This is a genomic window from Brevundimonas sp. NPDC092305, assembly GCF_044755415.1.
Taxonomy (GTDB): domain Bacteria; phylum Pseudomonadota; class Alphaproteobacteria; order Caulobacterales; family Caulobacteraceae; genus Brevundimonas.
The window spans coordinates 110,895-123,673 of sequence record NZ_JBIVQY010000002.1; the positions used below are offsets into that span (position 1 = coordinate 110,895).

Below are 12,779 nucleotides of genomic sequence, written 5' to 3' on the forward strand. Positions count from 1 at the left end.
GAACGCTACCGCTCCGCTTTCGGATGCGCCAGCGTCAGTCGATGCAGATCGCGGGCGTCGCCTTGCCGTTCTCGACCCGGGCGTGACAACCGAAAGGCTGGCTGTCCGCCTGACACTGTCCAACTGCGCTAGCCCCCGCGTTCGGGAACGGCGTGCTCTCGATGCGGCAATCGCCCTGACAGTCCGAGCCGGTAGTGCAACGCTTGCCCGCGTCGGCATAGGCGACGACGCACTGCATCGTCTGCGCCCGGCCGACCGGCTTCATCGTCCCGCCCCGCGCGGCGCATTCCTGCGGCGTCGCATTTTCCGGAACCTGAACCGCCGGGGTCGGCATGTCCGGATGATCCACGATCACCTCCTGCGGGGCCGCCTGACAGGCGGCTGTGAACAGGAAGGCGGCGATGATCAGGCGCTTCATGTGAGGTTACCCTTGTCGAATCCGGTCCAGACGTCGTCGTAGTCCAGTTGCATCGTGGGGCTGGTTTGCGCCCATTCCGTGGTGCGGATCGGCATCCGCGTCTCGAACATGAAGGCCAGGGTGTCGGCGATCTTCACCGGCTTCAGGTCCGCCTTCACCGCCTTGTCGTAGCTGGCCTGATCGGGCCCATGCCCGCTCATGCAGTTGTGCAGCGACGCACCGCCCGGAGCGAAGCCGCCTTCCTTGGCGTCATATTCGCCGAGCACCAGCCCCATGAACTCGCTCATCACATTCCGATGGAACCACGGCGGCCGGAACGTGTCCTCGGCCACCATCCAGCGCGGCGGGAAGATCACGAAGTCACAGTTGGCCGTCCCCGGCGTGTCGCTGGGCGAGGTCAGGACGGTGAAGATCGACGGGTCCGGGTGATCGAAGCTGATCGTCCCGATCGTGTTGAACCGGGCCGTGTCGTACTTGTACGGCGCGTTGTTGCCATGCCACGCGACGACGTCCAGCGGGCTGTGGTCGAAGGTCGTGACGTACAGCCGCCCGCCGAACTTCTGCACGCACTCGGTGGGCCGATCCACGTCCTCGAACGCTGCGACCGGCGTCTGGAAATCTCGCGGATTGGCCAGACCGTTCGATCCGATCGGTCCCAGATCCGGCAGGCGGAACGCCGCGCCGTAGTTCTCGCAGACATAGCCCCGGATCGGTCCCGCACACTCGACCCGGAACCGCACGCCGCGCGGAATGACCACGATCTCACCGGGCTTCGCGTCAATGCGGCCCATCTCCGTGACGAAGACCTGATCGCCCGTTTGCGGCACGATCAGCAGTTCGCCGTCGGCGTCATAGAAGACCCGGTCGATCATCGACCGGTTTGCGGCGTACAGATGGATGCCCGTGCCTGTTCCGGCCTCGGCGTCGCCGTTCCCGCCATAGGTGACGAGACCCTCGACCCAGTCGGTGGCCTCATCCGGCATCGGCAGCGGATCCCACCGCATCCGGTTTGGCGACGGCGGCGCCTCATGGAACGGCCCGGAACGGACCTTGCCCTGCGGGAAGGCCCGATAGGCGGGATGCTGGGCCGAGGGCCTCAGACGATACAGCCACGAACGTCGGTTCTCCGTCCGCGGCGCGGTGAAGGCCGTCCCTGACAGCTGTTCGGCGTACAGCCCCATCGGCGTTCGCTGCGGCGAGTTCCGACCCTCGGGCAGGGCTCCCGCCGCCGCCTCGGTCGAGAAATGGTTGCCGAAACCCGGCATGTACTGAGGCGCGTTGGCTCGCGTCATCACGTGTCTCCCTTGCCTTCGATCTAGGCCAGCGCGGCGCTGCTGGCTACCGCCACGTCCGCCATCAGCCCCCCGACGCCCCCTCGATCATCACCTCGCGCACGTCGTGCAGCGTCGGCCCGATCAGCGCCAGTCGCCCGCCCGGCCCCAGCGCCTCGGCCTGATCGCTCAGCCACATCGCCCCCGCCAGCGTCTTGCCCGCCCCGCGCCCGCCCAGAAACAGCCACGTCGTCCAGTCCCCCTCCGGCGGCGTCTGCGAGCCCCGCAACACCGGATCGGCCCAATCCGCCGGCTCTCCCTCCCCGCCCCGGGGAGGGTGGTCGTCCCCGACCTGATCGGGGGCGACCGGGTGGGGACGGCTCGACGCAACACCTCCGCCCTCCCCGAACATCGCTCTTCGCACCGACAGCTTCGCCCGACACGCCGTCGTCACCGTCACATAGTCCGCCCGCCTCCCCGCCTCGGCGATCGCCCCGTCGAACGCGGCCATCGTCCGCCCCGGATCGCCCATCACGATCTCGACCCCCGACAGCGGAACCGCCGCCGTCTCCACCGCCGGCGCCGCAGGCGATTCCGCCCGCTTCACGACCTCGCGGATATCCTCCCGCCTGATCCCCCTCACCTTGGCCTGCGAACAGATCGTCGCCGCCGCCACCCCGAACCGCGCGCACAGCGCCGTATCCGGAACCCCCTCGGCCCTCAGGGCGAACAGCGCCCGCCATTCCCCCTCATTCAACAGACTTTTGGGATGCTTCCAGTCGTCCGCCCGCTCGGCATGCGGCGGCGCCCCCCGCTTCGCCGGATGCCCGTCCGGCAGGTCCCGGATCCGCATCCCCAGCCGCTTCGCATTCGCCTGCCAGGTGTCCCCCGACACCCCCGCCTCGCGCCTCAGCGCGCGCGCGTCCTCCCCCGCATGCCAACGCCCGAACAGCGCCCGCCACGTCCCGTCCTCATGTTTCGAGTTGAAGTGCTTCCCCATGCGCGGAGTCTATCCCCGCCGCCACGTATGGGGCGCTGGGACGCTCGCACGGGGCGCAAAGGCCCGCAGCGTCTGGAAAGGTCATGACGCCTGAGGGGGCTCAGGGATCGAGGGGACGCTGCGCTGCGCACTCCTCCATTCCTCCCCCTTTGGGGGTGGAGGAGGCGCGCATCGCGCGACGACGACGGGACCACGAAGTGGTGGAGGGGACAGCAGCATCCGCCGAGTCTCAATGGATGGACCTACGGCGTCCGGGTCGGAACAACCGAGAGGCTCCGTTCCAACCACGTTACTTACGGTTGACTCTTGCGACGTCCACCGGTGTTCTCCACGCAAGCAGACGGTAGGTTTGCAGGGGGAATGCTATGCGCCTCGAGAAAGCTAGGGTTCAAAATTACCGGAGCATCCGCGACACTGGAGAGTTCGCGGTTGAGAAGCTGAAAACCATCATGGTCGGCCCGAACGAGGCTGGAAAATCGGCAATCCTGCAAGCTCTTCAACAGCTCTGCCCACCGAAAGGCGTGAAAAAATTCGACGCGCTTCGGGACTATCCAAGGGCGCTATACAATGACATCACAACCAAACGCGTCCTGCCCGGCAATGTCCCAGTGGTCACAGGAACATTCGTTCTCGATGAAGATGACTTGGATGTAATTCCAGAGAAGTGGCGAAGCAGCGACTGCCGCTACATTATCACGCGCCGGTTAGACAACACTCACACCCATCTGATCACGGGCGCGCCAGTCATTCCGAACTACGGCGATCTGCAAGCTGATCTTATGCGGCTCGCGGCGCACCTTGACCGAGGCGACACTGAAGCCAGAAAATATGCGACCGAGCTAGAGGCGCTGGTGAAGGACTGGGTTGTCGGGAAGCCCATGCACGGGGCAGATACCGAGCAGCTTCGAGCTTGGCTTCTCAAAAACCTAGCCGTTGTCGACGAAGAGAATGAGAAGGAGATTGAGCGCCACAAGAACCTGTCGACGCGTCTAAATGACGTCGTCGAGTACACTGCAGCCGCGAACAAGTTGTATGATTGGCTTCCGGTTTTCGTGCTCTTCAGTAACTACTTCCGGGTCAGGCCCAATCTTCATTTAGGCCACTTGGCCGATCGGCTAGAAACGGGCGTGCTGGACGACGACCAGTATGACTACGGAAACTCGTGCCTGTTGAAGCTGCTTGGCTTTAAAGCACGCGAACTTTCCAAGCTTGGTAGCACCGCCGAGCCAAGTGCGGGAAAAACAGCGGAATGGGAAGCTTATCGAGCCCAGCTCGATAAGCGAGGCTACCAACTCGACGCCGCAAGTTTGGCGCTTAGCCGGGAGATCACGAAAGTCTGGAATCCCGATGAAGGTAAGGGGGAAGCGAGTCGGCTGAAGGTCACCGCCAATGGGCAGTATCTGAAAGTCGTCGTCGAGGATGGCATCGGGGTCAGCATCGAGCTGGATCAACGGTCCGAAGGGTTCCAATGGTTAGTATCGTTTTTCGTTGTCTTTTTCGCAGAGCGCGGGGACCAACATCACAACACAATATTGCTGCTCGATGAGCCCGGCGTGAGCCTTCACGCCCTCAAACAGCGTGAGTTCCGTCTGACTCTCTCGCGGCTAGCTGATGATAACCAGACCATCTTCACCACACACTCGCCGTTCATGGTCGGTCCGGACGAACTCGATCTTGTTCGGGTGGTTGAGCTCACCGATCGGAACGTAGGGACCAAAGTCCACACGAGCATTACGTCGAGCGATCCAGCCGCCTTACTGCCCCTTCAAGAGGCGCTGGGATATGACATGGCCCAAAGCCTATTCATGCAGCAACGCAACCTCATACTTGAGGGTCTGACCGATCTTTTCTACCTCGAGGCCTCGGCTGACCTACTCACCGCCGCGGGCCTATCTGAGTTGGACGCTCGCATTGCTCTTATTCCTTCGAATACAGCCAGCAAGGTGGTCTATTTTGCGACGATTCTTCACGCTCAAGGCCTGAAGGTCGCGGCCCTTCTTGACTCCGATTCCGCCGGTGATCGCGCGGCGACCCAAGAGGTTCTTGTCCATCGCTTGGGCAACAAGCGCATCCTTCGAACGAAGGATTTTATGCAGCCTAGCGTGCCTAAGGCGGAGATTGAAGATTTGCTCCGTGGCACCCTCGTCGCAATCGCCAAGGCGGAGTTTAGCTGGGATATTTCGGCCGAACTGGCAAAGGACCCAACCCAGCCGGTCGTCGACGTATTCAACCGCGTTGTCGGTAAGGAAAATTTCTCTAAGTACAAGTTGGCGAAGGCGTTCATCCGATGGACTCGCAGTCACACAGCGGATGATCTGTCGTCGGAAGAGCGGGACAATCTCGCTCGATTAGTCACCGCGATAAATGTGTCTCTGAAGTAAGGGGCTTCTGGTGACCAAGTGGCCGACGTCGACAAAGCCCAGTTTGGGTTGGGTGACTGAGATATACGTTCTCGGGAGTGCAGTATGCCAAAGAGCGGGTTCATTAGCTGGTCCGGCGACGAGTCTCGGACCATCGCGGAAAACTTAAAACAGCTATTCGGCTTCGTTTTGGCATCGCCACAGCTGTTCGTCGCGAGCAAAGATCTGAAAGCTGGCGATGTCTGGTTTACGGAAATTGCCGCTCAGCTAGACGCTTGTGACGTCGGAGTTATCGTCGTTACGCCGCAAAATCTGACTCGGCCGTGGCTTCACTTTGAAGCGGGCGCGATTGCGAAACGTGTCGGACGATCAGCTGCGATACCGTTGCTGTGCGGTGTTTCGACGGGTGAACTGGCCAACACCCCTCTAGCTCAGCTTCAGGCGCTTAGCACGTCGCATGTGGATATTCAGGCATTGTGCCACCGCCTCAACGAGTTGCTTGAGCTGGGCCTGCAGGAGTCACACATCGACACCGCTTTCCCAGTTTGGTGGGAGAGATTCGAGGGTGGCATCAACAACCCCGACCTCTGGAAAGGCGTAAAAAAAGAACGATCCTCTCCGACCACCGCCGATCTATCGGTCCAGTTGACTCAGATTGCGTCCGCTCTCTCGGACATCTCTGACCGGCTGCCCGCCCGGGTGCCGCCGCCTTCGGCCGAAATGATCGCCCGAGTGTTGCAGCAGTTAGAAGCTGACCAGCTCGCGACGCCCAATGCATTGCGAACTTATCAACGACCGTTCGGGGTCGGACTCCTCGGCGGTCTCGACACGCTACCTGCACCGCCGCCTCCGCCTCCCCCGCCTTCCAAGATGCCACCACCGCCGAGAGGACTGGCGTCCGCACCATCGGCTCCTCCGCCACCAACGGTTGGGAAGAGATCTACCTTCTGAATCACCCTGCAGCGTCAGAGGGAACACTTCGAAATGGTTGTACCGCCATCTCAGGAAGCCATAGTTCCGTTCATCGCGAATGCCGGCGCGATCCTCACCGCACTAGCACCAATGCTCACGTTAGTCGGAGCGTTGGGGGGAGTTTGGCTCGGTGGCCGGATGCAGACCCAACAAGCGGAAAGAATATACGAAAAACAACGGCAAGATCGCCTTGACGACGATGCTCGGACCGAGGCGGCAAGACTATTGGAAGCCACCGAGCGCAAAGCCTTTGTAGCCCACAGGTTCTCCAGAGTGCTCGAGCGTTACGCCAAAGAGTGCGCAATGGTGGGGTCTAATCACGACGACCCATCAGCGGGTGTCACTCAGATCCCAGACCTCAAATTCCCCAATGACATCGACTGGCAGGCCGTTGGCGCACTCCGAGCGGCGGAGTTGCGAGATTTTCAAAACACCATCCCTCTAGTCAAAGGTTTCGCGGTCGGGCGGGCGGGTGATTACGATCCAGCGACGGAAAATCCTTCTCGGGAACAGGCCAAAAAGGTGTTTGGCGACACCGCAGCCCGCTTGGGAAGAACAGCGTGGCGACTAGCCGAGGCGCTCAGAAAGGAGGCGGGAATTCCGCCCTTTGCATTCGTTGAAGATGGCTGGGACTACGCCGCATTCCTCCGAGATGACTGACTTACGTCAGTGCGCCTCGTCCCAGTTCCCCGCCGCCCGCGCATCCACCACCAGCGGCACCGTCAGCGCCCCAGCCGTTCCGCCGCGCCCTCCATCACCCGTTTGATCACGGCGATGGCGACGTCGGCCTCGGCTTCGGGAGCCTCGAAGACCAGCTCGTCGTGGACCTGCAGCTTCCCACGGAACCACCCATCCCTTCCCCGCCTTCCCTCCGCACAGACGGAGCCCGCCCATGAAGATGCGCAAACTCACCATCGACGACGCCGTGATGGAGCGGTCGCCCGGGCAGGCGGCTGACATCTTCACCGGCAATCTCGTGGACGAGCGGCACGGCGGACCGGTGACGATCGGCTATGGCTGCTGGGGCCCCGACCAGAGCCTGACCGAGACCATGGCCGTCGATGACGTGATGATCGTGCTGGAGGGTCGGCTGTCGGTCTCGACCGACAACAGCGAGGTCACGGCGGGGCCGGGCGAGATCGTCTACATGCCGAGAGGCGAGACGGTGACCATCCGCGCCCATCCCGAGGGCGCGACCACCGCCTATGTCACCTACCCCCACTGGCGCACGGCAGGCGATGCATAGCCCGCATCCTCTCTGACGCGTCCGCGCGCCCGGCGCGCCGCGCTCAAGTAGCGAGCGACCGCGTCGCGAGCGCTAGCGCCAAAAAGAATCTGAAGACGCCCCTAGCGTCTTCAGTGCGCCTCGTCCCAGTTCCCCGCCGCCCGCGCGTCCACCACCAGCGGCACGGTCAGCGCCACGGCCGGTTCCGCCGCGCCCTCCATCACCCGCTTGATCACGGCGATGGCGGCGTCGGCCTCGGCTTCGGGGGCTTCGAAGACCAGTTCGTCGTGGACCTGCAGCAGCATGCGGGTTTCCAGACCCGCGTCGGTCAGGGCCGCGGGCATGCGCATCATGGCCCTGCGGATGATGTCGGCGGCGGCGCCCTGGATGGGGGCGTTGATGGCGGCGCGTTCGCCGAACTGGCGCTCGGCGCCCGACTTTGAGTGGATGGCCGGGATGTGGATCTTGCGCCCGAAGACGGTCGAGACGTATCCGCGCTCGCGCACCTCGGCCCGGGTGGCGTCCATATAGGTGCGGATGCCGGGGAAGCGCTCGAAATAGGTCTTGATGTAGGCGCCGGCCTCGCCCTGGTCGATGTTCAGCTGGGCGGCCAGACCGAAGGCCGAGATGCCGTAGACGATGCCGAAGTTGATGGCCTTTGCGCGTCTGCGGGTCTCGGGGTCCATCTGGTCGACGGGGACGCCGAACATCTCGCTGGCCGTGGCGGTGTGGATGTCGATGCCCGCCTTGAAGGCGCGTTTCAGCTCGGGGATGTCGCCGATGTGGGCCAGCAGGCGCAGCTCGATCTGGCTGTAGTCGGCGCTGATCAGGACGTTGCCCGGGCCGGCGATGAAGGCCTGACGGATCTGGCGGCCGGTCTCGGTGCGGATCGGGATGTTCTGCAGGTTGGGGTCCGAGCTGGCGAGGCGGCCGGTGGTGGCGGCGGCCAGCTGGTAGCTGGTGTGGACGCGGTCGGTGGTCTTGTCGGCGGCCTCGATCAGGGCGTCGGTGTAGGTGCCCTTGAGCTTGGACAGCTGTCGCCAGTCCAGCAGGACGCGGGGCAGTTCGTGGGTTTCGGCCAAGGTTTCCAGGGTGGCGGCGCCGGTCTCGAACTGGCCGGACGCGGTCTTCTTGGCGCCGGGCAGGTTCAGCTCGCCGAACAGGATGTCGCCGATCTGGCGGGGGGAGCCGACGTTGAACGGGCGGCCGGCCAGTTCGTGCGCGCGGGCCTCGAGCTCGGCCATGCGCATGCCGAACTCGCTGGACAGGGATTTCAGGCGGGTCGGGTCGACGCGGATGCCGGCACGCTCCATCCCCGACAGCACCGCGGGCATGCCGCGTTCCAGCGTCTCATAGACGGTGACCAGCCCCTGCTCCGCCAGCCGGGGCTTGAGGATACGCCACAGGCGCAGGGTCACGTCCGCATCCTCGGCCGCGTAGCAGGTGGCCGGCTTCAGCTCGACATGCTTGAACGATTTCTGCGCCTTGCCGGTCCCGGCCACCTGTTTGAACGGGATCGGGTCGTGGCCCAGATGCAGCCGCGCCAGCTCATCCATCCCGTGCCCGTGCAGCCCGCCCTCAAGCACATAGCTGATCAGCATGGTGTCGTCGTACGGCGCGACGGTGATCCCCCTCTGCGCCATCACCGCGATGTCGTACTTTCCGTTCTGCATGACCTTCAGCACCGCCGGATTCTCCAGCAGCGCCTTCAGCCTTTGCAGCACCGTGGGCTTGTCCAGCTGGTTCAGCGGCTCCCGCTGATCCCCCTCCCCCCCGAAATCCAGCCCCCCCGCACCCTCCAGCGGCGGATGCTCATGCTTCACCGGCACATAGCAGGCGTCGTTCGGCCCGATCGCCAGCGACACGCCGCACAGCCCCGCGTGGGTCGCCGACAGCGCATCCGTCTCGGTGTCGAACCCGACCATGCCCGCCTCGGTCGCGCGCGCGATGAAGGCGTCCAGCGCCTCCAGATCGCGGATGCAGTGGTAGGCGTCGTGATCGAAGCCCTGCCCCTCGACGGGCGCCGTCGGCGCGGTCGGAGCATAGCGAGGCGTTATCACCGGCGCGGTCATGGGCTTGGGCCGGGCGACGAAGGCTGTGCCGTCGCGGGCGGGGGCCTTGCCGTCGCCGACGCGGTTGCGCAGCGAGCGGAATTCCATCTCGTCGAGGAAGGCGGCGAGGATTTCGGGGTCGGGATCCTTGACGATGAAGTCGTCGATCGGCTCGGGCGCCGGGGCGTCGCAGGTCAGCTTCACCAGCTCGCGGCTGAGGCGGATCTGATCGGCGAAGTTGATCAGGGTCTCGCGGCGCTTGGGCTGTTTGATCTCGCCCGCCCGGGCCAGCAGTGTGTCGAGGTCGCCGTATTCATCCAACAACTGGGCCGCGGTCTTGGGGCCGATGCCGGGGGCGCCGGGAACGTTGTCGACGCTGTCCCCGATCAGGGCCTGCAGGTCGATCATCTTTTCCGGCCCGACCCCGAACTTCTCGAACACCTCGGGCTCGGCCAGACGGCGATCCTTCATCGGATCCCACATGACCACGCCGCCGCCGATCAGTTGCATCAGGTCCTTGTCGGATGAGACGATGACGGCTTCGCCGCCCGCATCCCGCGCCCGGCAGGCATAGGTCGCAATCAGGTCGTCAGCCTCATAGCCGGGTAGCTCGACACAGTGCACGCCAAACGCCCGCGTCGCCTCTCGCACCAGCGGAAACTGCGGGATCAGGTCCTCGGGTGGGGCCGAGCGGTTGGCCTTGTACTGGTCGTACAGATCGTTGCGAAACGTCTTCTCGGAATGGTCGAAAATGGCCAAGAGGTGGGTCGGCCCGTCCGCGCCCTTCATGTCGCGGATCAGCTTCCACAGCATGTTGCAGTAGCCCTGCACCGCGCCCACCGGCAGGCCGTCGGACTTGCGCGTCAGAGGCGGCAGGGCGTGATAGGCGCGGAAGATGTAGGCCGAGGCGTCGATCATCCACAGCCGCAGCGCGGGGCCGTCCTGCGTCAGAGGGCGGTCGGCGGTGTCTTTGGGCGCTTCGGTCATGGCCGGAACATAGGCGGGCGACGCGCGCCCGTCACCGGGCCGTTGTCAGGATATCCAGTTGCTCCGGCACTGGCCGTTCAGCGTCCAGCCCGCGATGCCTGAGACCACGCGGCACTCCACGCCCATGCCCGCCAGCGGACCGTGCAGAATACCCGCCTCGATCGTCGCGCCATTGCCGTCATAGCGGGGGCGTTTGAACGAAACCCACTGAATGCGGGCGCCCGGCTGATGGCTGGCGTTGGGATCGTAGGTCGAGGGGAAGTTCAGGCCGTAACGAGCCCAGTCGCAGTCCGGCTTCCAGCCCGAACCCTCGCCATCCAGCCAGAGCGGCGGCGGAACGTTGTTCGGGCCGAACTGGTAGTGTTCCTTCGCCACCGCCGCGATCACCGCACAGTCGTTGCCGTCCGCGGTCTGTGTCGGCTCGTCCCCGACCCCCGGAGCGGCGGTCGTGCCGCAAGCGGCCAGCGAGAGGGCGGAAGCGACGATCAGGGCGCGCATGGGAACTCCTACTGGGAGCGCAGACCGGTGATGGTGCGACCGGGGGCGATGTCCTCGGCCGAGGTGATCAGATGAACGAGCGCCGGGCGGCCGTCGTTCCCCTGCGTCGCAGCGCGGGCGGCAGCCAGGGCAACCGGGAAATCTTCCGTGCGGTCGCAACGTATGGCGAAGGCGCCGAAGGCCTCGGCGTATTTGACGAAGTCCGGGTTTTTCAGGTCCGTGCCGACGATCCGGCGCGGATAGTCCCGTTCCTGATGCATGCGGATGGTGCCAAGCGTGCCGTTGTCGACGACGATGACGAGCGCGTTGATGCCGTACTGAACCGCGGTGGCCAATTCCTGACCCGTCATCATGTAGTCGCCGTCGCCCGCGACGCAGACCGCCTCGCGATCCGGATGCACGACCTTGGCCGTCAGCGCGGCCGGATAGCCGTAGCCCATGGCGCCCGAGGTCGGCGCGATCTGGGTCCGGCGCGCCCGGTGGCGATAGAAGCGGTGCAGCCAGGCGGCGAAGTTGCCTGCGCCGTTGGTGATCGCTGTGTCCGCCGGCAGCACGTCGGCGAGGTGCGCCATGCACTCGCTCATGTTTACGGCGCCGCCGACGGTGATCGGCGTCGTGAAGGCTTCGTAATCCGCATGCGTCGCTTCGGCTTGATCGTACCAGTTTCGTCCGGGGTCGATCGTCGACAGGGCGAGCGCGGCCAGCGAACTATCAGCAGCAGCGGCCAGCGACGGAGTCCACACGCGCCCCAGTTCCTCCGGGCCGGGGTGGATGTGGATCAGGCTGTCCGCCGTCTTTGTCCGGTCCAGCAGGGTGTAGCCCTGGGTCGGGTTCTCGCCCATCCGTGCGCCGACGACCAGCAACAGGTCCGCCGCCTTGACCCGCTCGACCAGCTTCGGATTGGGCCCGAGACCCAGATCGCCGGCATAGTTCGACCGGTTGTTGGAGATTAGATCCTTGCGCCGGAACGACAGGGCGACGGGCAGGCCCAGCCGCTCGGCCCAGTCGCCGATGGCGGTCGTCGCGTCATCGCTCCAGCCGGATCCACCGAGGATCAGCATGGGCCGCTCGGCCTTGCCCAGCCGGTCACGGACCTGAGCGAGGAAGGCTGGGTCAAGTGCAGCCCGGGCGGGGACCACCGGGCGCACCGGAGCCGGACCGCCGTCGGCATGCAGAATGTCCTCGGGCAGAGCGATGACGACCGGCCCCTGCCGGCCCTGCAGGGCCGTGGCGAAGGCGCGCTCGACGACCTCGACCGTGCGCTCGGGGGTTTCCAGCTCGGTCGCCCATTTGGCCAGCCCGCCGAAGACCTCTCGGTAGTCGACCTCCTGAAAGGCGCCGCGGCCGCGGTCGGTCAGGGCGATCTGGCCGACGAACAGGATCATCGGGGTGGAGTCCTGATGCGCCGTATGCACGCCGATCGCCGCATGGGTCGCGCCCGGCCCACGAGTGACCATGCAGACGCCCGGCTTGCCGGTCAGCTTGCCGTAGGCCTCGGCCATGTTGGCGGCTCCGGCCTCATGCCGGCAGGTAATGACGCGGATCTTGTCCTCGACGTCCGCCAGCGCATCCAGCACGGCCAGATAGCTCTCGCCCGGCACGCAGAAGACGGTGTCGATGCCGTTGACGATCAGGGTTTCGACAAGGCGGCGGGCGGCGGTATGTGGCGGCTGGGACATACCGGCGCGGTTAGCAGACGGGTCCGGTTTTGGCCATGCAACCGTATGGTCGAGCTTGCGTTTACGGCCAAGGTTCAACGCCAACAAAGGGGATAGACCCATGAAGAAACTGATCACCCTGTCGCTGGTCGCCGCCGCGCTCGCCGTGTCGGCCTGCAACACCATTTCGGGCGTCGGCCGCGACGTCTCGGCCGCCGGCGACGCCGTCACTGGCGCCTCGAACGAAGCCCGCCGCTAAGGGTCGGCTCCGGTTCGACAGATCAACCCCGCCGGTCCGCCGGCGGGGCTTTTCGTTGTCTGCACGTTACATCCGTGGCC

Annotated in this window: 11 protein-coding genes and 1 pseudogene; 5 read left to right on the plus strand and 7 right to left on the minus strand. The window is 64.9% G+C overall.

Features of this window, described 5'->3' with window-relative positions; genetic code table 11:
* Positions 1 to 34 precede the first annotated feature (34 nt).
* From ACIQC9_RS11080 to ACIQC9_RS11090, 3 genes are all read right to left on the minus strand, one after another.
* Positions 35 to 418, minus strand: a complete 384-nt coding sequence (locus ACIQC9_RS11080) for a hypothetical protein (RefSeq protein WP_400615727.1) — start codon at positions 416 to 418, stop codon at positions 35 to 37.
* Positions 415 to 1,710 carry a homogentisate 1,2-dioxygenase gene (gene hmgA, locus ACIQC9_RS11085; RefSeq protein ID WP_400615730.1) on the minus strand — a complete coding sequence of 432 codons (1,296 nt, stop codon included), beginning with the start codon at positions 1,708 to 1,710 and terminating at the stop codon, positions 415 to 417. Before hmgA ends, ACIQC9_RS11080 begins: the two co-directional genes overlap by 4 nt.
* Positions 1,711 to 1,774: 64 nt before the next feature.
* Positions 1,775 to 2,689 carry a hypothetical protein gene (locus ACIQC9_RS11090; RefSeq protein ID WP_400615732.1) on the minus strand — a complete coding sequence of 305 codons (915 nt, stop codon included), beginning with the start codon at positions 2,687 to 2,689 and terminating at the stop codon, positions 1,775 to 1,777.
* A 365-nt stretch (positions 2,690 to 3,054) separates the two neighbouring features.
* Between ACIQC9_RS11090 and ACIQC9_RS11095 the strand changes: the two genes are divergently transcribed.
* The 3 genes from ACIQC9_RS11095 (at position 3,055) to ACIQC9_RS11105 (ending at position 6,681) form a co-directional block, all read left to right on the plus strand.
* Positions 3,055 to 5,070: an AAA family ATPase gene (locus tag ACIQC9_RS11095; protein WP_400615734.1), complete on the plus strand. Its 2,016-nt coding sequence runs from the start codon at positions 3,055 to 3,057 to the stop codon at positions 5,068 to 5,070.
* Between the two features lie 84 nt (positions 5,071 to 5,154).
* Positions 5,155 to 6,000 carry a TIR domain-containing protein gene (locus ACIQC9_RS11100; RefSeq protein ID WP_400615737.1) on the plus strand — a complete coding sequence of 282 codons (846 nt, stop codon included), beginning with the start codon at positions 5,155 to 5,157 and terminating at the stop codon, positions 5,998 to 6,000.
* Between the two features lie 159 nt (positions 6,001 to 6,159).
* Complete coding sequence (locus tag ACIQC9_RS11105) at positions 6,160 to 6,681, plus strand: hypothetical protein (RefSeq protein WP_400615739.1); 522 nt, start codon at positions 6,160 to 6,162, stop codon at positions 6,679 to 6,681.
* A 6-nt stretch (positions 6,682 to 6,687) separates the two neighbouring features.
* Here the strand turns inward: ACIQC9_RS11105 and ACIQC9_RS11110 are convergent.
* Positions 6,688 to 6,854 (minus strand): annotated as a pseudogene (locus tag ACIQC9_RS11110) (DNA polymerase); the annotation flags it as partial.
* A gap of 59 nt (positions 6,855 to 6,913) precedes the next feature.
* Between ACIQC9_RS11110 and ACIQC9_RS11115 the strand changes: the two are divergent.
* Complete coding sequence (locus ACIQC9_RS11115; protein ID WP_400615740.1) at positions 6,914 to 7,267, plus strand: AraC family ligand binding domain-containing protein; 354 nt, start codon at positions 6,914 to 6,916, stop codon at positions 7,265 to 7,267.
* Positions 7,268 to 7,377: 110 nt separating this feature from the next.
* On the opposite strand, the gene polA is transcribed toward ACIQC9_RS11115, so the two are convergent.
* Genes polA through ACIQC9_RS11130 form a run of 3 tightly spaced genes read right to left on the minus strand, consistent with a single transcriptional unit; the run spans position 7,378 to position 12,461 of the window.
* Positions 7,378 to 10,284 carry a DNA polymerase I gene (polA, locus tag ACIQC9_RS11120; RefSeq protein ID WP_400615742.1) on the minus strand — a complete coding sequence of 969 codons (2,907 nt, stop codon included), beginning with the start codon at positions 10,282 to 10,284 and terminating at the stop codon, positions 7,378 to 7,380.
* 45 nt (positions 10,285 to 10,329) lie between these two features.
* A complete protein-coding gene (locus tag ACIQC9_RS11125) occupies positions 10,330 to 10,782 on the minus strand; it encodes a hypothetical protein (RefSeq protein WP_400615743.1) in 453 nt (150 codons plus the stop codon).
* An 8-nt stretch (positions 10,783 to 10,790) separates the two neighbouring features.
* Positions 10,791 to 12,461, minus strand: a complete 1,671-nt coding sequence (locus ACIQC9_RS11130) for a thiamine pyrophosphate-binding protein (RefSeq protein ID WP_400615746.1) — start codon at positions 12,459 to 12,461, stop codon at positions 10,791 to 10,793.
* A gap of 100 nt (positions 12,462 to 12,561) precedes the next feature.
* Between ACIQC9_RS11130 and ACIQC9_RS11135 the strand changes: the two genes are divergently transcribed.
* Entirely contained in the window at positions 12,562 to 12,699 is a 138-nt protein-coding gene (locus ACIQC9_RS11135) for an entericidin A/B family lipoprotein (RefSeq protein WP_400615748.1), read from the plus strand.
* The last annotated feature ends 80 nt before the right edge of the window (positions 12,700 to 12,779 follow it).